At 42.1% G+C, this 22,845-nt stretch carries 22 protein-coding genes; 19 read left to right on the top strand and 3 right to left on the bottom strand.

The features are described 5' to 3' along the window. The first annotated feature begins 100 nt into the window (after positions 1-100). From B7E06_RS12080 to spoVM, 14 genes are all read left to right on the top strand, one after another. Positions 101-979 carry a YicC/YloC family endoribonuclease gene (locus B7E06_RS12080; RefSeq protein ID WP_082234229.1) on the top strand — a complete coding sequence of 293 codons (879 nt, stop codon included), beginning with the start codon at positions 101-103 and terminating at the stop codon, positions 977-979. Positions 980-1,049: 70 nt separating this feature from the next. Continuing rightward, positions 1,050-1,313 (top strand): extracellular matrix/biofilm regulator RemA, encoded by a 264-nt coding sequence (gene remA, locus B7E06_RS12075; RefSeq protein WP_082234228.1) that lies wholly within the window; start codon positions 1,050-1,052, stop codon positions 1,311-1,313. A 12-nt stretch (positions 1,314-1,325) separates the two neighbouring features. Further along, the gene (gene gmk, locus B7E06_RS12070) at positions 1,326-1,946 is read left to right on the top strand and encodes a guanylate kinase (RefSeq protein ID WP_082234227.1); all 621 of its coding nucleotides are present in this window, start codon (positions 1,326-1,328) and stop codon (positions 1,944-1,946) included. Then, positions 1,943-2,170, top strand: coding sequence for a DNA-directed RNA polymerase subunit omega (gene rpoZ, locus B7E06_RS12065; RefSeq protein WP_082234226.1), 228 nt, complete (start codon positions 1,943-1,945; stop codon positions 2,168-2,170). Before gmk ends, rpoZ begins: the two co-directional genes overlap by 4 nt. Before the next feature lie 77 nt (positions 2,171-2,247). Then, positions 2,248-3,453: a bifunctional phosphopantothenoylcysteine decarboxylase/phosphopantothenate--cysteine ligase CoaBC gene (coaBC, locus tag B7E06_RS12060; RefSeq protein ID WP_082234225.1), complete on the top strand. Its 1,206-nt coding sequence runs from the start codon at positions 2,248-2,250 to the stop codon at positions 3,451-3,453. Next, complete coding sequence (gene priA / locus B7E06_RS12055; RefSeq protein WP_082234224.1) at positions 3,450-5,861, top strand: primosomal protein N'; 2,412 nt, start codon at positions 3,450-3,452, stop codon at positions 5,859-5,861. The genes coaBC and priA overlap by 4 nt, the downstream gene beginning before the upstream one ends. A gap of 14 nt (positions 5,862-5,875) precedes the next feature. Beyond that, a complete protein-coding gene (gene fmt, locus B7E06_RS12050; RefSeq protein ID WP_082234223.1) occupies positions 5,876-6,823 on the top strand; it encodes a methionyl-tRNA formyltransferase in 948 nt (315 codons plus the stop codon). Next, complete coding sequence (gene rsmB / locus B7E06_RS12045; RefSeq protein ID WP_082234222.1) at positions 6,816-8,162, top strand: 16S rRNA (cytosine(967)-C(5))-methyltransferase RsmB; 1,347 nt, start codon at positions 6,816-6,818, stop codon at positions 8,160-8,162. Before fmt ends, rsmB begins: the two co-directional genes overlap by 8 nt. 150 nt (positions 8,163-8,312) lie before the next feature. Further along, on the top strand, positions 8,313-9,071 hold the full coding sequence (locus B7E06_RS12040) for a Stp1/IreP family PP2C-type Ser/Thr phosphatase (RefSeq protein WP_082234221.1): 759 nt from the start codon (positions 8,313-8,315) through the stop codon (positions 9,069-9,071). Further along, complete coding sequence (pknB, locus tag B7E06_RS12035; RefSeq protein WP_082234220.1) at positions 9,065-11,170, top strand: Stk1 family PASTA domain-containing Ser/Thr kinase; 2,106 nt, start codon at positions 9,065-9,067, stop codon at positions 11,168-11,170. The genes B7E06_RS12040 and pknB overlap by 7 nt, the downstream gene beginning before the upstream one ends. A gap of 12 nt (positions 11,171-11,182) precedes the next feature. Further along, positions 11,183-12,064 carry a ribosome small subunit-dependent GTPase A gene (gene rsgA, locus B7E06_RS12030; RefSeq protein WP_082234219.1) on the top strand — a complete coding sequence of 294 codons (882 nt, stop codon included), beginning with the start codon at positions 11,183-11,185 and terminating at the stop codon, positions 12,062-12,064. 2 nt (positions 12,065-12,066) lie between these two features. After that, positions 12,067-12,720: a ribulose-phosphate 3-epimerase gene (gene rpe / locus B7E06_RS12025; protein ID WP_082234218.1), complete on the top strand. Its 654-nt coding sequence runs from the start codon at positions 12,067-12,069 to the stop codon at positions 12,718-12,720. A gap of 98 nt (positions 12,721-12,818) precedes the next feature. Then, positions 12,819-13,472 carry a thiamine diphosphokinase gene (locus B7E06_RS12020; RefSeq protein ID WP_082234217.1) on the top strand — a complete coding sequence of 218 codons (654 nt, stop codon included), beginning with the start codon at positions 12,819-12,821 and terminating at the stop codon, positions 13,470-13,472. Positions 13,473-13,501: 29 nt separating this feature from the next. Further along, the gene (gene spoVM / locus B7E06_RS12015) at positions 13,502-13,600 is read left to right on the top strand and encodes a stage V sporulation protein SpoVM (RefSeq protein ID WP_082234216.1); all 99 of its coding nucleotides are present in this window, start codon (positions 13,502-13,504) and stop codon (positions 13,598-13,600) included. 39 nt (positions 13,601-13,639) lie between these two features. Here spoVM and rpmB read toward each other — a convergent pair whose 3' ends face one another. Then, positions 13,640-13,828 (bottom strand): 50S ribosomal protein L28, encoded by a 189-nt coding sequence (gene rpmB / locus B7E06_RS12010; protein ID WP_082234215.1) that lies wholly within the window; start codon positions 13,826-13,828, stop codon positions 13,640-13,642. Positions 13,829-14,064: 236 nt separating this feature from the next. Between rpmB and B7E06_RS12005 the strand changes: the two genes are divergently transcribed. Together B7E06_RS12005 and B7E06_RS12000 are read left to right on the top strand one after the other, a co-directional pair. After that, entirely contained in the window at positions 14,065-14,427 is a 363-nt protein-coding gene (locus tag B7E06_RS12005) for an Asp23/Gls24 family envelope stress response protein (protein ID WP_082234214.1), read from the top strand. A 29-nt stretch (positions 14,428-14,456) separates the two neighbouring features. After that, positions 14,457-16,124, top strand: coding sequence for a DAK2 domain-containing protein (locus tag B7E06_RS12000; RefSeq protein WP_082234213.1), 1,668 nt, complete (start codon positions 14,457-14,459; stop codon positions 16,122-16,124). A 153-nt stretch (positions 16,125-16,277) separates the two neighbouring features. Here the strand turns inward: B7E06_RS12000 and B7E06_RS11995 are convergent, their stop codons facing one another. After that, on the bottom strand, positions 16,278-16,733 hold the full coding sequence (locus tag B7E06_RS11995; protein ID WP_082234212.1) for a hypothetical protein: 456 nt from the start codon (positions 16,731-16,733) through the stop codon (positions 16,278-16,280). An 895-nt stretch (positions 16,734-17,628) separates the two neighbouring features. Continuing rightward, positions 17,629-18,897, bottom strand: coding sequence for an NCS2 family permease (locus B7E06_RS11980; RefSeq protein ID WP_082234209.1), 1,269 nt, complete (start codon positions 18,895-18,897; stop codon positions 17,629-17,631). A 212-nt stretch (positions 18,898-19,109) separates the two neighbouring features. Between B7E06_RS11980 and sdaAB the strand changes: the two genes are divergently transcribed. From sdaAB to recG, 3 genes are read left to right on the top strand one after another with little or no spacing between them, the layout of a single operon-like run. Beyond that, positions 19,110-19,772, top strand: coding sequence for an L-serine ammonia-lyase, iron-sulfur-dependent subunit beta (sdaAB, locus tag B7E06_RS11975; protein WP_082234208.1), 663 nt, complete (start codon positions 19,110-19,112; stop codon positions 19,770-19,772). Between the two features lie 18 nt (positions 19,773-19,790). Then, entirely contained in the window at positions 19,791-20,672 is an 882-nt protein-coding gene (gene sdaAA, locus B7E06_RS11970) for an L-serine ammonia-lyase, iron-sulfur-dependent, subunit alpha (protein ID WP_082234207.1), read from the top strand. Then, on the top strand, positions 20,672-22,717 hold the full coding sequence (gene recG, locus B7E06_RS11965; protein ID WP_082234206.1) for an ATP-dependent DNA helicase RecG: 2,046 nt from the start codon (positions 20,672-20,674) through the stop codon (positions 22,715-22,717). Before sdaAA ends, recG begins: the two co-directional genes overlap by 1 nt. Positions 22,718-22,845 lie beyond the last annotated feature (128 nt).

The following is a 22,845-nucleotide window of genomic DNA, read 5'->3' as shown; positions in this document are numbered from 1 at the left end:
CCTCTCTAGTCCTGTAATTATAGCAATGATTCGCATGGTTGTGAACTTATTTGATACACTATTAAAGTAATGGAAATATGAAAAAACGGACGTGATACCCTTGGTTAAAAGTATGACTGGTTATGGCAGATATACCATTCAAATTAATGAATCAAATTGGACGGTTGAAATTAAAAGTATCAACCACCGCTTTTTTGATTTTTCTCCAAAGATTCCACGAACGCTCTTATTTATGGAAGATTCTTTTAAGAAGACTTTAATGAAATATATAAAGCGTGGCAGGATAGAATTATTTATCTATCAGGAAGATGACACACCTCAGGAGAAATTGCTGCAGGTCGATCACCAGTTAGTTCACCAGTATATAAAGGAAGTTAAAGACCTTAAAGAGAAGCACCAGTTGACGGGAGATATCACTATTGATATGGTTACTAGGTTGGAAGATGTATTCACTATAAGAGAAACGAGCCGATTAAGCGGGATGGAGAAAAAGCTTCTGGAAGCCGTTAGTCTTGCAGCTGAAGAGCTTGCAGCTATGAGAGTTACAGAAGGCCGTCGTTTACAAGATGATGTGGAGTCCCGGTTAACACGTGTTGAGGCAATGGTTGCCAATATAGATAGTGTGAAAGATAAACTGCAGAATCAACAAAGAGAAAAGATCCTTGGCAGATTAAAGGACCACTTACAAGGTCATTTACAGGATGATGATTCACGTCTTATACAGGAAGCCGCTGTACTTGCTGAAAAAGGAGATATAACGGAAGAAGTCATAAGGCTTTACTCACATATTGAGCAATTTAAAGCAGGATTAAGAAAAGAAGACTCGATCGGTCGTCATTTGGATTTTATTGTCCAGGAATTTCACCGTGAAATTAATACAATTGGATCGAAATCAAATGATGCGGCTTTATCAAATGATGTTATACAGCTTAAGAGTGAAATGGAGAAAATAAAAGAACAGGTACAAAATATTGAATAAAGATTGAGATTTAGTCTATCTTTTTCATATAATAGTTATAGATTAGGGTTCCTAGAAGGAGGAAGTGCCGTTGAGTCTTAAGTTAATCAACATCGGATTTGGCAATGTAGTCTCAGCCAACCGTATTATTTCAATTGTTTCACCAGAATCTGCACCGATTAAACGTATTATTACGGTTGCAAGAGATAATAATAAATTAGTAGATGCTACATATGGCAGAAGAACAAGGGCTGTAATTATTACAGACAGTGATCATGTTGTGCTGTCTGCGGTTCAACCGGAGACGGTCGGCCAGCGTGTTTTAAGCCAAGATGAAATTTCTGATGATAATTAGGAGGCACCATTTGTGATAGAAGAGAAAGGTATTTTATTTATATTATCCGGTCCTTCGGGAGTAGGAAAAGGAACCGTCAGGAAAGCATTGTTTGAGCAATCTACTGACTTAAAGTATTCCATTTCCATGACAACGCGTGAACCGAGGGAAGGGGAACGGGACGGTGTCGATTACTTCTTTAAGACAAGAGAAGAATTTGAGAAGTTAATTGGAGAAGGACAGCTGATCGAGCATGCAGAATATGTCGGCAACTATTACGGCACCCCTAAACAGTACGTTCAGCAGACATTAGATGAAGGGAAGGATGTTTTCCTGGAAATCGAAGTGCAGGGTGCCCTGAAGGTGAGAGAGAATTTTCCTGAAGGTGTCTTTATTTTTCTTATTCCGCCGTCCTTGGAAGAATTGAAAGATCGTATTGTTAACCGCGGAACTGAAACGGAAGAGAAAGTGAAAAATCGTTTGTCCGCGGCTAAAGAAGAAATTGAAATGATGGATGCCTACGACTACGTAGTTGTTAATGATCAAGTGGATTCTGCTGTCCATAAAGTCCAGTCCATCGTCTTAAGTGAGCATTGTAAGCGTGAGCGTGTCGCTCACGAATATAAAAAAGCATTGGAGGCTGATCAATCATGATGTTAGAACCATCTATTGATTCACTGCAGGAAAAGATTAAGTCCAAGTATACCTTAGTTACTCTATCAGCTAGACGCGCAAGAGAATTAAAGCAAGGAAGCGCACCGATGGTCGAGCAGCCGACTTCCAGCCAGCAGGTAGGAGTGGCTTTGGAAGAGATTGATCAAGGGAAACTGAATTTCTCACAGTCTGATGTTATTCAATCAAGAACAGAAACGCTATAATATGAACAAAAGCCGCGCTACCTGATTAAAATGGCGCGGCTTTTCCTTATCAACCGCCTATGAAAGGAAATGGTCGCATGTTAAGAAATAAGAAAATTGTCCTTGGAGTTTCTGGAGGCATTGCTGCTTACAAAGCAGCAGCATTAACAAGCAAACTTGTTCAGGCAGGGGCAGAAGTGAAAGTAATTATGACAGAGAATGCCCTGAGGTTTATCGGTTCAACAACTTTTCAGGCGCTTTCCCGTCAGCCTGTGTATACAGATACATTTCATGAACAGGATGCAAGGTATATTCAGCATATTGATGTTGCGGACTGGGCGGATTTATTTCTTATTGCCCCGGCTACAGCGAACAGTATTGGAAAACTGGCTAACGGCATTGCGGATGATATGCTGTCTACTACTTTACTGGCAACAGAAGCACCTGTTTATATTGCGCCGGCAATGAATGTTCATATGTACAGTCATCCATCAGTTATCGAGAATATGAAGAAGCTTGATCACTGGGGCTTCCGTTTTATAGAACCTGGAGAAGGTTACCTGGCGTGTGGTTATGTTGGTAAAGGACGTCTGGAAGCTCCGGAAACCATCGTTTCACTTCTGGAAAAAGAAACAATTAAGTCACAAGTATTAAAAGGTAAAAAAGTCCTGATCACCGCAGGCCCTACACGTGAAAAAATAGATCCTGTCCGGTATTTTACTAATCCTTCTACAGGAAAAATGGGGTATGCTCTGGCCCGCCAGGCTCAAAGACTCGGTGCAGAAGTGACGTTAGTCAGCGGCCCTGTTTCTTTAGAAGCTCCTTCTGGTGTAAAAAAGATTGCTGTGGAATCGGCAGAAGAAATGTATGAGAGGGTTGCAGAGCGATTTGAAGTGAGTGACATTGTTATCAAATCTGCGGCAGTGGCAGATTATCGGCCAAAACAGGTATTTGATCAAAAGATGAAAAAGTCTCCTGGAGATTATTCCGTGGAAATGGAGCGCACACGTGACATTCTTCAGCATCTTGGTGACAACAAATCTACTCAGTATTTAGTTGGATTTGCAGCTGAAACAAATGATGCAGAGGAATACGGCAGGGATAAACTCCGCAGGAAGAATCTTGATGCTATTGTAATCAATAATGTTTCAGAAGCAGGTTCAGGTTTTGGTCATGATACGAATCAGTCGATATATTTAACGAAAGAGGGAGATCGTGTGGAGTTCCCAATGATGTCAAAAGATGATATGGCTGAAAAAGTACTGTTGGAAATAGCGCGGGCAGTGGCTGGTGACGCTGAGTGAATATTGCCAGAGTCATCGTGGATGTGCCTTCCCAGAACACCAATCGGCTTTTTGATTATGAAATACCCGAAAAGTTCCTAGATATTGTTCAGCCGGGAGTCCGGGTTATTGTTCCTTTTGGACCACGTAAAATCCTTGGATATGTTATCACACTGACAGATGAAAGCAGCTTTTCAAAGACCAAAGAGATACAGGATGTTTTAGATATTACTCCGGCTTTGACAACTGAGCTTCTAGAACTTGGCAAATGGCTGTCAAAGCAGACGTTAAGCTTCTATGTATCCTGTCTGCAGGTAATGCTCCCGCAAGTATTAAAAGCGAGATACCGTAAAGAAATCTGGCGGCTGTCAGAAGAGGAGGGGGCTCCGATCCTTGAAGATTTGTTTCAAGGGAGAAGCGTAGTTGATTACAGTGAGTTTGAAAGCTCAAGTCTTACTTATCAGCAGCTGCGTCATTTTGTAGATGATGGTTTAGTTGATATTCATTATGAAGTGAAAAGCCGCGAAACTAAGAAGACTACCTCAGTAATCGAACCGGCAATTGATGAATGGAAGCTTGAGGAAGCCCTCGTTGACCTGCCGAAACAGGCCAATAAGCAAAAGCTTTTAATGGAGCATTTTTTAGAAACAAAAGAACCAATCCCGAAAAAACAGCTTCTCGAGTTAACACATACCTCATCCTCCTCGCTTAAGCCGCTGATTCAACAGGGAATCCTAAAAGAATATAAGCAGGAAGTGATGAGAGATCCTTATGGACATCGTGAATTTGAAAGCACAGAACCTTTTCAGCTGACAAGCGAGCAGGAAAAAGCGATCATCCCAATTTTAAATGCGATTGAACAACGAATTCATGAAGTATTTCTATTACATGGTGTTACAGGGAGCGGTAAGACAGAAATTTATCTTCAATCCATTCAGCAAGTACTAAACCAGGGGAAAGAAGCCATTATGCTTGTACCTGAAATTGCTTTAACCCCGCAGATGGTTGAGCGTTTTAAAGGACGCTTTGGCTCAAAAGTGGCCGTTCTTCACAGTGGTCTCTCGGCTGGTGAAAAGTATGATGAATGGCGTAAGATTCAGCGAAAAGAAGTGCAGGTCGTCGTAGGTGCCAGATCTGCTATTTTTGCACCGTTTACCAATATAGGGATTATCATAATTGATGAAGAACACGAATCAAGCTATAAGCAGGAAGACAGGACAAGGTATCATGCCCGGGATGTAGCAATTGAGCGCGGGATTACGCATAATTGTCCTGTGGTTCTGGGAAGTGCTACTCCTGCACTTGAAACGTACGCCAGGGCAGCTAAAGGAAACTATAAAATGCTGACATTAACGAAACGGATGAATAATGCCAGCATGCCTCAAGCTGAGCTTATAGATATGAGAGATGAACTTCACCAGGGAAACCGTTCTATGTTTTCCAGGGTGCTGATTGAAAAATTAAGAGAGCGGCTGGACAAAGGGGAACAGGCGGTTTTATTTCTTAATAGAAGGGGTTACGCCACGTTTGTCATGTGTCGCGACTGTGGACATGTAAAAGAATGCCCCCATTGTGATATTGCCCTTACTTATCATAGAAGACAGGAAAGGTTGATCTGTCACTACTGTTCTCATGTGGAGCCTATGCCAAACCAATGCCCGGAATGCGAAAGTAAAACCATTCGCTACTTTGGTACAGGAACGCAAAAGGTTGAAGAAGCCATTATGGATCTGATTCCCGAAGCAAGGGTCATTAGAATGGATGTAGATACCACTAGACGAAAAGGTGCACACGAACGGCTGTTGAATGATTTTGGTGATAAAAAAGCAGACATACTGCTGGGTACTCAAATGATTGCAAAAGGACTTGATTTCGGCAATGTTACTCTTGTGGGGATATTGGCGGCTGACGCCTTGCTTAACCTTCCCGATTTCCGTGCCGCTGAAAAGACCTTCCAGCTTTTAACACAGGTGAGCGGAAGAGCAGGCAGGCATAATCTTCCAGGAGAGGTCATTGTACAGACATATTCTCCTGAGCATTACAGCATCAAACTGGCGAGTGAATATAATTATGAAAGCTTTTTTCAAGAGGAAATGCGTTTAAGAAAAGCCTTTCATTATCCTCCATATTATTTTTTAACCTTGTTTACCGTCTCCCACCCAAACCAGCTGAAAGTACAGGAGGTTACTCAGAAAATCGTCCAGTTTATGAGACAGAAGCTTTCTGATCACAGCGATGTTCTCGGTCCCACTCCTTCAGCTTTAACTAGAATCAATAATAGATATCGCTACCAATGCATGATAAAATATAAAGAAGAACCTGAGCAGCGGAGACTGGTGCAGCGCATTCTGCACTATTATGAAGATGAAATGAAAGAAGAGAACGGATTACAGATAACGGTCGATTTTCAACCGTATCAGCTTATGTAGGAAGGAGTCACACCATGACGCGGATCGTTTTTATGGGGACACCCGATTTTGCTGTCCCTGTTTTAGAGCAATTAATAGAAAATAAATATGACGTTGTATTGGCTGTCACTCAGCCTGACCGCCCAAAAGGACGTAAGAAAACAATGACACCACCGCCTGTTAAGCAGGCGGCCGAACGCTTAGGCATCCCTGTTTTTCAGCCAGAGAAAATTAAAGATGAATATGAAAAGGTGCTGACCTATCAGCCTGATTTAATAGTGACTGCTGCCTTTGGACAAATTCTTCCCGAGCCCCTCCTCGTAGGGCCAAAGTTTGGGTGTATTAATGTCCATGCCTCCCTGCTGCCTGAGCTGCGTGGCGGCGCTCCTATTCATTATTCCATTATCCAAGGAAAGAAGGAAACAGGAGTTACTATCATGTATATGGTGAAAAAGCTTGATGCTGGAGATATTCTCACACAAGTTAAGGTGCCGATTACGGATAAAGATCATGTCGGGACCCTCCACGATAAACTGTCTGAGGCAGGTGCTAACCTGCTGCTTGACACCCTGCCAAAACTTTTAAAGGGTGAGCTAAAGCCGGTAAAACAGAGCGAGGAAGAGGCAACATTTGCTTCCAACATTAAAAGAGAGCAGGAACTTATTGATTGGAGCCTCAGTCAGCAGGAGGTTTATGACCATATTCGAGGTCTTCACCCATGGCCGGTTGCTTTTACATACTGGAAAGGCAAACCGCTTAAAGTGTGGTGGGCTGAGAAAGTGGAGAAAAAATATAATCAGCCTGCCGGAACGGTTGTTGATATTGAAAACGAAGGTATTGTAGTCGCCTCAGGAGATCAAAAAGCAGTTAAAATTACTGACTTGCAGCCCTCAGGAAAAAAGCGGATGACAGGTCAGGCGTTTGTAAATGGAGCCGGGCAGGCGATTGAAAAAGGCGAAATTCTGGGTGAATACGATGAGTAAATATATATTGCGGGAAACTGCACTTGATTTATTAACACGTGTAGGTGAGCAGGGAGGATACAGTCATGTTCTGTTAGATCAGGCCATGCAGCATTCCAACCTGTCTTTAAAGGATGGAGCGTTATTAACGGAAATTGTCTATGGCACACTTCAGAACAAGCTTAAAATAGACTATCAAATTCACCCGTATATCCATAGGCAAAAGAAGCTGAAGCCGTGGGTAAAGTGGCTGCTTTATATGTCGGTTTATCAAATGATTTATCTTGAGCGTGTCCCTGATCATGCTGTCATTCATGAAGCTGTGGAGATTTCCAAAAAGAAAGGGCACAAAGGTATTTCAGGATTTGTAAATGGGGTCTTGCGGAATGTGCAGAGGCGCGGTGTGGAAGATACAGAGCAAATTAAGGATGAGGTGGAAAAGCTGTCTATCTCTACCAGTCATCCTGAGTGGCTCGTCAGAAGATGGATTTCCCTTTACGGATTTGAAACGACTGAAGCCATGTGCCGACATAACTTAAAGACCCTCCCGATGTCGGTTCGTATTCAGCCGCTTCGAATCAGTCTTGAAGAAGCGGAATCCCAGTTGCGCGAAAGAGGATTTGAAACTAAGCGGAGCATCTTCTCTGAGCAGGGACTGCTGATTATAAAAGGGAATATTTTAAAAGATCCTCTCTTTACAGATGGGATGGTAACCATACAGGATCAGAGCTCTATGCTGGTTGCAGAAATGATGGATCTTAAGTCCGGCCAAAAAGTACTGGATGCATGCAGTGCGCCTGGGGGGAAAACCACTCATATTGCAGAAAAAATTGAGGATCAGGGAAAAGTGTTTGCATATGATCTTCATGAAAAGAAAGCTTTTCAAGTGAGTGAAAAAGCCCACCGGCTACAGTTAACAAGTATTGAAGCGGGTCAGGCGGATTCGAGAAACCTTCAAGATCTCCATAAATCCGAAACGTTTGACCGAATATTGCTGGATGCCCCATGCTCTGGACTAGGAGTCATGCGGGGGAAACCAGACATTAAGTACCAGAAAAAAGAACAGGATATTTTTTCGTTGAGGAAAATTCAATCCGACTTGCTTAAGAGTGTGGCTCCTTTATTAAAAAGAGGCGGAAGCCTTGTTTACAGCACATGCACTGTGGATACCCACGAGAACGAACAGGCTGTGGAGCAGTTTTTAAAAGAGGACGAGGAGTTTATGGTAGATCCGGACTTTTTCACAGAGCTTCCGGCTGAACTGAGAGATTCCTTAGGGGTAAGTGAATATGGACTTCAGATCTTTCCCCACCAATGGGACACGGATGGCTTTTTTCTTACGCGTCTTCTCAGGAAATAAATGAGGAAAGATGAGTATTCTAAAAGAATATGGTTACTCTGAATAAAGTAGCCATATTTTTGTATAAATAAACCATCATATTGAGCCGTAAGCTATATGCGGACACCTTTCGAGTGATGAGCCGCGTAAGGAAAAAATGAGGTGAAAACCATGATAGGAAGATTTTTTACAGATACTGGTCAAGTTAGACGTCATAATGAGGATGCAGGCGGCGTTTACAAAAACAATAGCGGTCAGATCCTGGCAATCGTGGCTGATGGCATGGGAGGACATCTTGCTGGTGATGTGGCGAGTCAGCTGGCTGTCTCTACTTTACATAAACATTGGGAAGAAACACTCTCTATCCAATCGCCGGATGAGGCAGAATCGTGGCTGAGAAGAGCTATACAGGAAGTCAACCTGAGAATTCTAGAGCACTCCCGTGAAAACGAGGAATGTCGTGGAATGGGGACAACAGTGGTCGTTTCCATTTGCAGCGATTCTTTTGTGTCAATTGGACACATTGGGGATAGCCGTGTCTATTTAGCAGACAGTGATGGGTTCAGGCAGATTACTGAAGATCACTCGCTTGTTAATGAATTGGTCCGTTCAGGGCAGATATCAGAAGATGAAGCAGAACACCATCCTAGAAAAAACGTACTTCTTAAAGCTCTTGGGACTGATGAACAGGTAACGGCTGATATTTTAACTTTAGAATTTGAGGAAGATAACAGATTGCTATTATGCTCTGATGGCCTGACAAATAAAGTCCAAGGAAATGAGTTAGCCCAAATTGCTGAATATGATGGTGACTGGCAGGATTTTGGAAATCAATTAATCAAAATGGCTAATGACCGTGGCGGAGAAGATAATATTACTTTAGTCATTGTTCATAACACACCCGGGGAAGAGGGTGTTGAGAAATGTTAACCAATCGTCTCCTCAACGATCGTTATAAAGTAAAAGAAGCGGTCGGCGGAGGAGGAATGGCTAATGTTTATCTCGCTTATGATTTAATTTTAAAACGGGAAGTTGCTATTAAGGTTCTTCGACTTGAATATGGAAATGATGAAGAGTTTATTGCCAGATTTCACCGCGAAGCCCAATCAGCAACTAGTCTTTCTCATCCTAATATCGTAAACATTTATGATGTAGGAGAAGAGAAAGATTTATATTATATGGTCATGGAATATGTAGACGGTATGACCCTGAAACAATATATTCAGCAAAATAGCCCGATCGATCCAGCGGAAGCTATCGATATAATGCGGCAGGTTACTTCTGCAATTTCTCATGCCCACGATAACGACATTATCCATAGAGACATTAAACCACAGAACATTTTGATCGACCATTATGGACACGTAAAGGTCACAGATTTTGGAATTGCGATGGCCCTAAGTGCCACAGCTCTGACACAGACGAACTCTGTATTAGGTTCCGTGCACTATTTGTCCCCTGAACAGGCCCGGGGAGGGACAGCAACGAAAAAGTCCGATATTTATTCTCTTGGAATTGTTTTTTTTGAACTGTTAACAGGCAGACTGCCTTTTTCCGGTCAATCCCCTGTATCCATTGCCTTAAAGCATCTTCAGAGTGATACACCATCTTTAAAGCGGTGGTTACCTGATCTGCCGCAAAGTGTAGAGAACGTCGTATTTAAGTCAACTGCCAAAGACCCCTTTCACCGTTATAATTCGGTGATCGAAATGGAAGAGGACTTAGAAACTTCACTTAACCCGGAAAGGTTGAATGAACCTGTTTTTGAACCGCCTGTTGAAGAGGATGAACAAACAAAGGCTATTCCTGTAATTACTGATAATGATTTCGGGGAACAGGAAGAAGGGGAAACGATTGTTCATGCAGCAGGCGTTCCGGCCACAGTTCCCGAAGAACCGACTAAAAAAGCAATAGGTAAAAAAAAGAAAAGCAAGAAAAAGAAACCGAAAAAGAAACGCAGGTGGTGGGCATGGCTGTTAACGTTTTTCCTCGTTTTATTAGTAGCCGGTGCTGCCGTGATATTTCTGCTGCCAAACCTTTTGGAACCTGATGACATTGAGATGATAGATGTTACAGGAATGGAGTATGAAGAAGCGTACAGTCAGTTAAGAGAATTAAACCTTGATGTACAGCGTGAAACAGTATTTTCTGACGATGTGGAAGAAGGGAATGTCGTACGAACTGATCCAGAAGCGGGAGAAATGATTAAGGAGCAGTCCCGTGTTACCGTGTATTCCTCAAAAGGAAAAGAACGAATTGCCTTTGAAGATTATGTGGGGCGAAGTTACGAAGATATTAAAGAAGAGCTTGAAGACAAAGGCTTCGCTAATGTGCTGGCCATTGAAGAAGACTCTGAGAGACCGGCTGGAGAAATCATTGAACAGATTCAGCCGCAAGCTGGTGATGAGGTCGTTGCTGAAGATACAAGAGTTATTTTTAGAGTGAGCTCAGGCCCGCCGCGTGTAACCCTGCAGCCGCTTGCCGGTCAGACAGAGGATGAGGCTAGGCAGTACCTTTCAGATAATGGTCTGGGAGTATCTGTTTCAGAAGCATATTCAGAGGAAGTGAATGAGGGCAGTGTTATTAGTCAGGAACCTGCAGCTTTAACAGAAGTGGAACGTGGGTCTACTGTAAGTATCGTTGTGTCCTTAGGCCCAGAGCCGGTTCAAGAAGAAGAGCAAGCTCCTCCAGAGCAAAATCAGGATCAGGGGCAGGATCAGGATGAGGAACCGCCTCCTGAGGAAGAGGAAACAGAAGAAGAAACAGAGGAAACATCAAGTGAAGAAGAACCTCGTCAAGAACCAGTTTCAGTAGAAGTTCCTTACAACGAAGAATTGGACAAGGAAGAACAGACACTGCTTCTTTATATCGGTGATGCGGAACATAACATTTCTGAAGTTTATGAAGAGAAAACAATAACAGAGGATACAACGATAGACTTTGAATTGATAATTGAGCCGGGTGGAGAAGCGGCTTATAAAGTACAGCTGGAAGATGAGGTTATCGAAGAAGACAGTGTATCTTATTAAGTAGGTGAATGAATGGCAACAGGCAAGATTATAAAAGCATTGAGCGGTTTTTATTATGTGTATCATGGAGGAACTGTCTATCAATGCCGGGGCCGAGGAGTATTTAGAAAAAGAAAGATTACACCTCTAGTAGGTGATATTGTAGAGTTTCAGGCAGAAACCCAGACGGAAGGCTACATTTTGGCAATTGAAGAAAGAAAAAATGAATTTGTCCGCCCTCCTATTGCTAATGTGGACCAGGCTTTAGTTGTGACTTCTGCAGCAAGTCCTGATTTTAATCCTGTCTTGCTCGACCGATTTTTAGTACTAGTTGAAGCAAAGCGGCTGGAACCGATTATCGTTATATCGAAAATGGATCAAACGAGCGAATCCACGGCGGAAAAAATTGAGGAGTATAGAAAAGTATACGATAAAATCGGTTATAAGGTTATTCTTTCATCCGTACATGATGCGGAAGGAATCGATAGAATTCAGTCATATCTGACGGAGAAAACTACAGTAATTGCCGGACAGTCCGGTGTGGGGAAATCTTCACTGCTAAATATGATTGACCCTAGATTAAACATTGATACAGACGAAATCTCAGAAAGTCTAGGTCGAGGAAAGCATACGACTAGACATGTTGAATTGTATGAAGTCGCTGGAGGACTTGTAGCAGATACTCCAGGGTTCAGTTCACTTGAATTTGGGGAACTTGAGACAGATCAGCTGAGTGAATGTTTTCCAGAGTTTGTAGAAGTACAGGATCACTGTAAGTTTCGCGGCTGCCTTCACGATAGAGAACCGAAGTGTGCTGTGAAAGCAGAGGTACAGGAAGGAAATATCTCCGCTAAAAGATATGACCACTACCTCCAATTTTTACAGGAAATTCAAAATCGAAAGCCGAGGTATTAGGAATGACAAAAATTGCACCATCTATTCTCTCTGCAGATTTCTCAAAGCTTGCAGAAGAAATAAAAGAGGTTGAACACGGAGGGGCCGATTACTTACATGTAGATGTTATGGATGGTCACTTTGTTCCAAATATTACGATTGGACCTTTAATTGTAGAAAGCATCCGTCCAAAAACAGATCTTCCACTAGATGTACATTTAATGATCGAACAGCCGGACCTTTATATTGAGCAGTTTGTCAAAGCAGGGGCTGACATTCTGACAGTCCATCAGGAGGCGTGTGTTCATCTGCACAGGACGATTCAGCAGATTAAGTCTCATGGGATTAAGGCGGGTGTCGTCATTAATCCGGCCACACCTGCTGAGTCTATCAAGCCTATTTTAAGAGAAGTTGATCTCGTGCTTCTTATGACAGTGAATCCTGGTTTCGGGGGCCAGTCCTTTATCCCTTCTGTTTTAGAAAAAATTCAGGAGATTGACAAATGGCGGAAAGGATCCAGCTATTCTTTTGAGATTGAAGTAGATGGCGGAGTAAATGAAGAAACTGCACGTTTATGTACAGAGGCTGGTGCTGATGTGCTTGTAGCCGGGAGTGCCGTCTTTAACAAGGAAGATCGAAAAGCTGCAATCGAATCCATCAAACAATCAGTAAAATAAGGAAAGTTATGTATAATTCCCAGCAGGGGAAAGGGAAAATATTAAAGAGCTCAAGGAAAAACTTGAGCTCTTCTTCTATTAGTAAAGAGGTGAAAATAATGGGCGGTATTTGTGCTATTGTTGGCGGCAGTCCGAAGGAGTACCTGCCGAGACTTCAAGATTTCCATCATGAGGAGATCTACTGGATAGGGGCTGACCAAGGGGCAGAATATATAATAGAAAGCGGGCTGCCTCTTCACGCAGCAATTGGAGATTTCGATTCTGTCACTGAAAAAATCATGGAAAAGATTAAGCGGGCTGCTGGGTTTGTTGAAATATATCCAGCGGAGAAAGATGCAACCGATTTAGAGCTGGCCATTTTCCATGCTTTAGATAAAGAGGCTGAAGAAATCCTGATTTTTGGGGTAACAGGCGGAAGGTTTGATCATACATTAATCAACATACAGATGCTTCATCCTCTTCAAGAGAAGAATATAAAAGCTATAGTAATCGACAAGCAGAATCAGGTGGAATTATTCAATCCAGGGGAGCATACATTAAGAAAGGACGAGAATTATCCATATGTCTCCTTTGTTCCGGTCACGCTTGAGGTTGATAATATTAACCTTCAGGGATTTTATTACCCATTAGTAGATCAGCGGCTGACCTATGGTTCAACTCTATGTATTTCAAATCACGTGATTGAAGATCAAGGTACTTTTTCATTTACTAGTGGCATATTGTTAGTAATAAGAAGTAAAGAACTTATTTAATAGAGGGATGACAGCACTCATAGCTTTATATGTTGAGGAGGAAGCTCATGAAATTTTATACGATTAAACTTCCGCGCTTTCTTGGAGGAATGGTACGGGCTCTCATTAGCACATTTAAAAAAGAGTAACAAAAAAAGCACCCATTAGGTGCTTTTTTTGTATGGTAATTATACGCGCTGTACTTTACCAGATTTCAGTTCGCGAGCTGAAACATAAACTTTTTTAGGCTTGCCATCAACTAGTATACGTACTTTTTGTACGTTAGCTTTAAATTTTCGTTTATTAGCGTTCATCGCGTGAGAACGGTTGTTACCACTGCTTGTGCTACGGCCTGATACTACACATTTACGTGACATATAAATCCCTCCTGTAACATACATAAATCTTGAAATACTTATTTAATGTACCATATCAACATATCAAATGCAATCATTCAATAGTAATTATATCAAGAACTTTCTCTTGACAGATAAACTGAAATGTTACAAAGTATAATAGGAGTTATATGCATCTGTATCCGTTTACAAGGCAATCATACGTTATGTGTTATAATATTTCACGAAGATGATGTTTATAAGAGGAGGATTTTTTTATGTCCGTTGACCTTCATAATGAATATGGTTTAATTACAATTAGCAATGATGTGATATCCACTATCGCTGGGGGCGCTGCTGTAGAGTGTTATGGTATAGTAGGCATGGCTTCCAAAAATCAGCTTCGTGACGGCTTGGCTGAAATGCTGAGAAAAGAAAATTTTTCAAAAGGTGTGGTTGTCCGCCAGGAAGATCAGCAGATTCATATAGATATGTATATTATCGTGAGTTATGGAACAAAGATATCCGAAGTTGCCCATAACGTACAGTCACAAGTGAAATATGCATTAAGTAAAAACGTTGGACTATCGGTAAACTCTGTAAACATCTTTATTCAAGGTGTGAGAGTTGCCGCTGCATAGTTTTTAGATGGGTAAAGGAGGAAGAATTTGTGACTTTAGGAAAGTTAGACGGTAAATCTTTAGCGGGGATGGTGCTTCAGGGCGCCCATCATTTGAAGGTTAATTCCCAAATGATCGATGCTTTAAATGTATTTCCCGTGCCAGATGGAGATACCGGAACCAACATGAATTTATCAATGTCTTCAGGTGCTGAAGAAGTTAAAAAAATAGATGAAAACCATGCGGGGGTTGTAGCTCAAGGGCTGGCTAAGGGCTTGCTTATGGGGGCCCGAGGGAATTCCGGGGTAATTTTATCTCAGCTGTTCCGCGGTTTTTCCAAAGCGCTTGAACAGAAAGAAACGCTTACAGTGAAAGACCTTGCCGAAGGGTTCAATGGCGGAGTGGAAACTGCTTATAAAGCGGTGATGAAGCCTGTTGAGGGAACGATATTGACAGTTGCCCGGGAATCAGCAGAAGCAGCAGAGGAAATTGCAAAAAAGGAAGAAGATATCATTTCCTTTATGGAGCAAGTGACAGAAGCAGCCAGACAATCTCTGCAAAGAACACCTGATTTACTTCCTGTTCTGAAGGAAGTAGGAGTAGTTGACAGCGGAGGACAGGGATTGCTTACGATTTATGAAGGATTCCTTGCGAATTTAAAAGGAGAAGATTTAGCTGAGCCGCCTTCCACCATATCTATGAATGAAATGGTAAATGCGGAACATCATAAATCCGCTCAGGACTTTATGAATACTGAAGATATTGAGTTCGGATACTGCACTGAATTTATGGTGAAATTTGAACAGAATAAATTGGACAAACACCCGTATGATGAAGAAGCGTTTCGTGAGGATTTAAGTAATCATGGTGATTCACTTCTTGTCGTCTCTGATGAAGAATTGATCAAAGTTCATATTCATGCAGAATATCCAGGTGAAGCATTAAACTTAGGACAGCGATACGGAAGTCTCATCAATATGAAGATTGAAAATATGCGTGAGCAGCATACATCAATCGTTGGTGATAAAAAGAAGTCCCCGTCTCATTCTGAAGAAAAGGCCGAATTTGGCATCGTAACTGTGGCGATGGGAGATGGCCTTAAGAAATTATTCGAAAGCCTTGGTGCAAGTGTTGTCCTTCAAGGCGGACAGACGATGAACCCGAGTACAAAAGACATCTCTGATGCTATTGAACAAGCCCATGCTAAGCGAGTTCTGATCCTTCCGAATAACAAAAATATTATTATGGCTGCTGAGCAAGCTGCCGAGCTTGCGGAAGTTGATGCCGAAGTTATTGCTTCCAAAACTATTCCTCAAGGGATGAGTGCCCTGCTTGGCTTCAATCCGGAAACTGACCTTGAAACAAACAAGCAGGAAATGACGGCAATGATGCAGGAAGTGAAAAGCGGTCAAGTAACCTATGCTGTCCGTGACACAACAATAGAGGGAATGACTATTGAAAAAGGTCATTTTATGGGTATTTTTGAAGGTGACATCATTTCCACTGAAAAAAATCAGTTCGAAACAGCGAAAGAATTATTGAGTCAAATGATTGACGAAGACGAAGATGAAATTGTTACGATCATCTATGGTGAAGAAGCAGATTCCGAAGAGATTGAAGCATTAGAGCGCTTTTTAGAAGAGCAGTTTGAAGATTTGGAAGTTGAAGTCCATGAAGGTGGACAGCCTATATATTCTTATCTTCTGGCTGTAGAATAACTAATTTAACATATACAATCGCCTGATTCCTGTATCTGACAGGATCAGGCGATTTGTTTTTTCTCTTTACAGTAAGAAAAGCGGCAGTGCAGAGGTTTAGTCCGTGTTGATTAGTAGGGAGAGGAATTAGTCTTTGTCTTAAGTCAAAAAAATTTACATAAGTGTTCTTACATTGATAGCTTTGTTTATAAAGTGATAATAAAGATCTAATACTATAAGTCCGAATAAGTAAGCCAGAAATGTATAATAAATATTCCACGAAGCCCCATATATCACTTTATCGAAGACAAGAGCAGTCATTTCAGCTACATTTAAAAAAAGTAGAAATCCTAAGTACACTTTCCACCTTTTCCATTTATTGTAATAAATCATATAAGTAAATACGAGTCCCGCAGATGGATTGTAGCCAAAGTCAATATTTATGGAGTTAAAAATTAAGAATGCCGTTTGAGGGTGAAGGGTCCATAATTCTCCTTCCATCCCTATTTGATTTAATGTAATGGAAAGTAATGAAGTAAAAGGAGCAACGGTAAGAAATAAAAGAGGAACTCGACGACACGTTAGTATAGCAATTGTCCAGGGAATTATAAATCCAACAATAAAATTCAAAAGAATGGGAATCACCACTTTTTCACGGAATTTATTATTATTATTATCTTAGAAATGAATTTCATAATAGGTAAAATACAGAAATTAGGTGGTGAGAAAAAGGGGGGTTTTACAAAGTAGAAAGGGAAGGTTTGCACAGTGGAAGGCGAACGATGAGCTTCCTCAGGCTAAAGCCTTCCAGGATCTCCCCTGTTCTTCTCTTCCAAGGAGTCTTCTTTGATTTTCACGTAAAGGGGAAGGAGTCCCGTTACCTTTGATATAGAAAACCGGGCCTGGGAAAAGACTCGCTTTCCATGGGCGAACGGTGAGCTTCCTCAGGCTTTTAGCCCTCCGGGATCTCACCCTGTTCTATCCTCCCATAGGAGTCTCGCCGTTTCCCCCGGCCCTTTGCGTTTATTAGGAATAACGGAACACAGAGTAAGAAAAGATTATTTCCTTAATAGCGGTTACTGAAACTACAGCGTTCCGTTTATACAACCAACGGTTAAGTGGCTGGGAAATGGTGAGACTCCTGCAGGGAGATAGAGCCAGGGTGAGATCCGCGAGTGTAACGAGCTAGCTCACCGGCTCCCCGCGGAAAGGGAGCTATTTCCCAGCCGCTTTTTTCTGCTCCAGTAAACGGAACAGCCATTTTCCTTCAAAAAAATGAGGTCAACCAAGAGAAATGGCGATGCTCCTGCAGGGGTGAGGTCCGGGAGTGTAACGAGCTAGCTCACCGGCTCCCCGCGAAAAGCGAGCGATTTCCCAGCCGTTTTTTTTCTGCTCCAGCAAACGGAACATCCATTTTTCTTCATAGAAATGACATATAGTAAAAGGAAAAAAAAGGAACTTCTGCATTAGAAGTTCCTTTTAAAAAAGCAATTCAGGCTTAACCCGCCCTTCTCGCCTTTCATTCTTAATGACCAATGGAGCGGATAACAAATTCAACGAGAAAGACCATGGCAATTAAAACAACGGGAGTGGTAAGCTCTTTTTGTTTTCCTAACGCGAATTTGACGATTGGGTAAGCTATAAAGCCAAAGGCCATGCCGTCAGCAATTGAATAAGTGAATGGAATCATCACAATAATAAGAAAAGCCGGCAGCGCTTCTGAAAGCTGATCAAGCGGAATTTCTTTAATATTCTGGACCATCAGGGCGCCAACAATTATCAGAATTGGACTGATTGCCGTAGAAGGAACCATGGAAATCCATGGAGTTAGAAAAATAGTTCCTGTGAACAAAACAGCCATTAATAAACTGGCTCTCCCTGTTTTTCCTTCCGAGGCAATGACCGCTGCGCTTTCGGCAGAAGAAACCGTTGGTGATGTGCCGAAGAATCCACACGACAGTGCAGAAAAGGCAGACGCCCTGTAGGATTTTTTATACTTATTCTGCTGATTCAGCATATCAAGCTGACCATGGATAAGTCCCATGTTTTCAAAAATGAGTACGATAGCCAGTGGGAAAACAGCCATCCAAAAGCCAAACTCTCCAATTCCTGAGAAGGAAGGCATAAAGATCCATTCCTGTTCACTTAAAGCAATCCCATCTCCTGGTCCTTTAAGAATACCGGTAAAGTACGCAATGATTGTTCCAATAATCATAGTAATTAGAAAATTACCGGGTACGTTTCTGGCAAATAGAAAGACTGCCCCAAATAACGTAAGCAGACTTGTAATTACAATTGCCGAAGAAGGATTCCCAAGTGTAATCAGAGAATACTCTCCTCTGACAACTAGTCCTCCTTTTTCAAGACCGATCAAAGTAAGGAACATGCCGAGACCTACTGTGATTGAATGCTTAAGCGAATCCGGGATAGCGTGCTTCAGCCAGTCACCGAGCTTCGTGAATGCGGTAATAAGGAAGAGAACAGCAGCGATCGTTACAACCCCTAATCCTTCCTGAAAATCCATTCCCTTGCCTTGGACAATCGAATAAGCAAAAAGCGCGTTAACCCCCATTCCTGGTATAAGTACCATAGGAGCATTCGCATAAAAAGCCATGATCAAACAGCCGACAGCACTGGCAAGGATTGTAGCAAGCATTCCATTTTCAATCGGAAGTCCGGCATCATTTAGGATTTGACTGTTTACGGCTACGATATAAACAGTAGTAAAATAGCCGATAAACCCTGCGACCAAATCCTTGCGCAGGCTGTGTTGAGAATTATGCTTAGTAAGCATTGTTTTCTCCTCTATGAAATTATCCCTCTCCCACCCGGTTAGAAATCTAACCCACAAGAATTTATTGTACTCCTTATCGTACATTGAAGCAATATAACCATATTATTTGAGGTATTTTTCTTGAAATGTGTTAGAATATATGAGGGAAAAGCACAAGTTAGAAAGCGTTTTCTTTACGGTAATTACAAGCTTTCTTAGGATGGTGAATTTTTATGAAATATAGATCTGTATTCGATATAATTGGTCCTGTTATGATCGGGCCGTCAAGTTCACATACGGCAGGGGCGGCTCGGATAGGACGAGCTGCCCGCCATTTATTTGGCAGAATACCGGAATATGCACATATTCATTTGTATGGTTCATTTGCCCAGACTTATAAAGGACATGGAACAGATGTCGCTATAGTCGGAGGGTTACTTGATTATGATACAGATGATACGCGTATCCGTAACTCTTTAGAAGAAGCAAAAGCTAAAGGCATGGAAGTAAATTTTTATGAAGAGAAAGCCCAGACTGATCACCCGAACACAACCCGTATCGTAATTGGAGATAAAGGAGGAGAGCTTGAACTCGTTGGTATTTCTATCGGCGGGGGAAAAGCGGAGATTACGGAGCTTAACGGTTTTGAACTGCGGCTTTCTGGAAGTCATCCGGCTATTTTATTAATTCATGACGACCGATATGGCGCAATAGCTTCGGCTACAGCCATCCTGGCTAAACACAAAATCAATATCGGCCGGATGGAAGTGTCAAGAAAAGCCCAGGGAGAGCAGGCGTTAATGGTTATAGAAGTCGATCAAAATATTGAAGATACAGTACTCAGTGAATTGGAGCTGGCTGACCACATAACTCAGGTCGCTCGAATATCGGATTAATCAGCAGGAGGAAATACAATGTTTAAAAATGTAGCCGAATTAATCGGTATTGCAGAAAAAGAGAATATTCCCATTTCGGAAGTTATGATCCAGCAGGAAATGGAAACGAAACAAGTAACAAGAGAGCAGATCTTTACTCAAATGGAACGCAATCTTGTCGTGATGGAAAAAGCGGTAGAAGACGGCTTAAAAGGGGTGAAATCCCATAGCGGTTTAACTGGAGGAGATGCGGTTTTAATTCAGGAGTATATGAAGAATCATAACCCGTTATCCGGTCAGCTGCTGATGGATGCGGTCAGTAAAGCTGTAGCTACGAATGAAGTAAATGCTGCGATGGGAACGATTTGCGCGACACCGACAGCTGGGAGTGCGGGCTGTGTTCCGGGCACTTTGTTTGCCGTAAAAGATCGTTTAAATCCAACGCGGGAGCAGATGATTCGTTACTTATTCACTTCCGGCGCTTTTGGTTTTGTCGTCGCAAATAATGCATCCATTTCCGGAGCTGCAGGGGGCTGTCAAGCGGAAGTTGGTTCGGCAGCAGGAATGGCTGCAGCAGCTATCGTTGAGATGGCAGGAGGAACCCCTGCTCAATCAGCCGAAGCGATGGCCATCACATTAAAAAATATGTTAGGCCTTATTTGTGACCCTGTCGCGGGTCTTGTGGAAGTACCATGTGTGAAACGAAATGCGATGGGAGCAGCCAATGCAGTCGTTGCTGCTGATATGGCTTTAGCTGGAGTAACAAGCAGAATTCCTTGTGATGAAGTAATTGACGCCATGTATAAAGTGGGTCAGCGAATGCCTTCAGCGTTTAGGGAGACGGCTCAAGGCGGACTGGCAGCCACACCAACCGGAAAGAAACTGGAAGAGAAAATTTACGGAAGTGCTGCGAATAAATAATGGACAGCCGTTTACAACTCCCTATAACAGAAGTGAAAGGCATTGGCGATAAACTAGCGGTACATTTAAATGAACTAGGTTTATTTACAGTGGAAGATCTCTTATTTTATTTTCCATATCGCTATGATTCTTATGAAATAAAACCGCTGACGGAGCTGATTCATGACGAAAAAGCTACGATTGAAGGTCGATTGATGACCGATCCTGCCGTTCAATACTATGGAAGAAAAAAATCCCGGCTGACGATGAATCTTCAGGTGGAAAGTTTTGCTGTCAAAGCTGTTATGTTTAATAGAGCTTTTGCTAAAAATCAGCTTAGCGCCGGGGATACAGTAACAGTGACCGGAAAATGGGATCAGCATCGACTTCAGGTTACGGTCAGCCAGTTCAAAAAGGGACCGGCAGAAAATCAAGAACCGATTCAGCCTGTATACACATTAAAAGAAAGTGTGACTCTTGTTAAATTAAGAAAAGTGATAAAGTCAGCGATTGATGAGTATTCAGAAGATATTCAGGAAATTCTGCCTGAAGACTATGTCCTCAGCTATAAACTTCCGGCGCGTATTCAAGCATTAAAGCAGATGCACTATCCGGAAAGCCGGGTGATGCTTAAGCATGCGAAGCGTCGTTTTATTTATGAAGAATTTGTTATCTTTCAGCTGAAAATGCAGCTTTTACGGAAATTACAGAGGGAAGCTACCTCTGGGAATGCCCAGCAGTACGATAATCGAGTGCTCACTCAGTTTGTCCAATCCTTTCCATTTGAATTAACAGACGCCCAAAAGCGTTCGCTCGCAGAAATTTTAAAAGATATGAAAAGTCCTTACCGCATGAACCGTCTCCTTCAAGGGGATGTAGGATCCGGTAAAACAGCAGTGGCGGCAATTTCTTTGTATGCTTCGATTACAGCAGGCAAACAGGGGGCACTAATGGTTCCTACAGAAATTTTAGCCGAGCAGCACTACGAGTCTTTAACAAATTTGTTTAACGATAAGGCGAATATTGTCCTGTTAACAGGTTCGGTGAAAGGTAAGCGCCGTAGTCAGATTTTAGATCAGGTTAAAAACCATGAAGCCGATATCATTATCGGAACTCATGCACTAATTCAAGATGATGTAGCATTCAGTGATCTTGGTTTTGTTATTGTGGATGAGCAGCACCGTTTTGGTGTCAATCAGCGTCGTGCTCTTAGGGATAAAGGTCTTCATCCGGATGTTTTATTTATGACAGCGACTCCTATCCCGAGAACCCTTGCCATTACCGCTTTTGGAGATATGGACGTATCAATTATTGATGAAATGCCGGCAGGCAGAAAACCTGTGGAAACCTATTGGGTTAAAGGGGGATTAACCGAACGGGTGCTTTCTTTTATTCAAAAAGAGGTGAAAAAAGGTCACCAGGCTTATGTAATCTGTCCGTTAATTGAAGAATCGGAACAGCTGGAAGTACAGGACGCGATTGATCTTTATCACCAGCTGGCTGAAATCTATGAACCTCACATAACCATCGGTCTTATGCATGGCCGGCTTAGTAATAATGAAAAAGAAGACGTAATGAAGAAGTTTTCCTCCAATGAAATTCAAGTTCTCGTTTCAACCACTGTAGTAGAAGTTGGAGTGAATGTTCCAAATGCAACACTGATGGTTGTTCATGATGCTGAACGATTTGGATTATCACAGCTTCACCAGCTAAGAGGCCGTGTTGGACGCGGAGCAGAACAGAGCTACTGTATATTACTTGCAGATCCTAAGGGAGATGTAGGGAAAGAACGAATGAGAATTATGACAGAAACAACCGATGGATTCGAACTTTCCGAACAGGACTTAAAACTTAGAGGTCCAGGTGATTTCTTCGGCAGAAAGCAAAGTGGAATGCCTGAATTTAAAGTAGGTGACATGGTCCATGACTATAGGGCTCTGGAAACAGCTAGACAGGATGCATCCGAAATAATTTCAAATGACTTTCTGTCCAAAGACGAGAGATTCCGCCCGCTGCTTCAAATCATTGAGCAGGATGCAAACATTCAAGGGAGAGTTCTTGATTAATGTACAGAGATTCCTGGCAATGTTGGGGGAAAAGGAAATTGTAGTTACTCTAGTTTCCAAAGTCTTTAATGTGAAGGTGTACTAGAAGCAAAAAAATGAGTTTTCTTCATGAAATGCTGCTAAGAACA

Origin of the sequence: Halobacillus massiliensis (genome assembly GCF_900166625.1) — a bacterium.
GTDB classification, from domain to species: domain Bacteria; phylum Bacillota; class Bacilli; order Bacillales; family Halobacillaceae; genus Halobacillus_A; species Halobacillus_A massiliensis.
This window is presented reverse-complemented; position numbering and strand designations above follow the sequence as displayed.

Bases quoted from the DNA above. Each gene is read 5' to 3' on its own strand.
- rpoZ (WP_082234226.1), top strand. From the start codon at position 1,943: ATGATGTTAGAACCATCTATTGATTCACTGCAGGAAAAGATTAAGTCC.
- coaBC (WP_082234225.1), top strand. From the start codon at position 2,248: ATGTTAAGAAATAAGAAAATTGTCCTTGGAGTTTCTGGAGGCATTGCT.
- fmt (WP_082234223.1), top strand. From the start codon at position 5,876: ATGACGCGGATCGTTTTTATGGGGACACCCGATTTTGCTGTCCCTGTT.
- rsmB (WP_082234222.1), top strand. From the start codon at position 6,816: ATGAGTAAATATATATTGCGGGAAACTGCACTTGATTTATTAACACGT.
- B7E06_RS12040 (WP_082234221.1), top strand. From the start codon at position 8,313: ATGATAGGAAGATTTTTTACAGATACTGGTCAAGTTAGACGTCATAAT.
- pknB (WP_082234220.1), top strand. From the start codon at position 9,065: ATGTTAACCAATCGTCTCCTCAACGATCGTTATAAAGTAAAAGAAGCG.
- rsgA (WP_082234219.1), top strand. From the start codon at position 11,183: ATGGCAACAGGCAAGATTATAAAAGCATTGAGCGGTTTTTATTATGTG.
- rpe (WP_082234218.1), top strand. From the start codon at position 12,067: ATGACAAAAATTGCACCATCTATTCTCTCTGCAGATTTCTCAAAGCTT.
- B7E06_RS12020 (WP_082234217.1), top strand. From the start codon at position 12,819: ATGGGCGGTATTTGTGCTATTGTTGGCGGCAGTCCGAAGGAGTACCTG.
- spoVM (WP_082234216.1), top strand. From the start codon at position 13,502: ATGTTGAGGAGGAAGCTCATGAAATTTTATACGATTAAACTTCCGCGC.
- rpmB (WP_082234215.1), bottom strand. From the start codon at position 13,828: ATGTCACGTAAATGTGTAGTATCAGGCCGTAGCACAAGCAGTGGTAAC.
- B7E06_RS12005 (WP_082234214.1), top strand. From the start codon at position 14,065: ATGTCCGTTGACCTTCATAATGAATATGGTTTAATTACAATTAGCAAT.
- B7E06_RS11980 (WP_082234209.1), bottom strand. From the start codon at position 18,897: ATGCTTACTAAGCATAATTCTCAACACAGCCTGCGCAAGGATTTGGTC.
- sdaAB (WP_082234208.1), top strand. From the start codon at position 19,110: ATGAAATATAGATCTGTATTCGATATAATTGGTCCTGTTATGATCGGG.
- sdaAA (WP_082234207.1), top strand. From the start codon at position 19,791: ATGTTTAAAAATGTAGCCGAATTAATCGGTATTGCAGAAAAAGAGAAT.
- recG (WP_082234206.1), top strand. From the start codon at position 20,672: ATGGACAGCCGTTTACAACTCCCTATAACAGAAGTGAAAGGCATTGGC.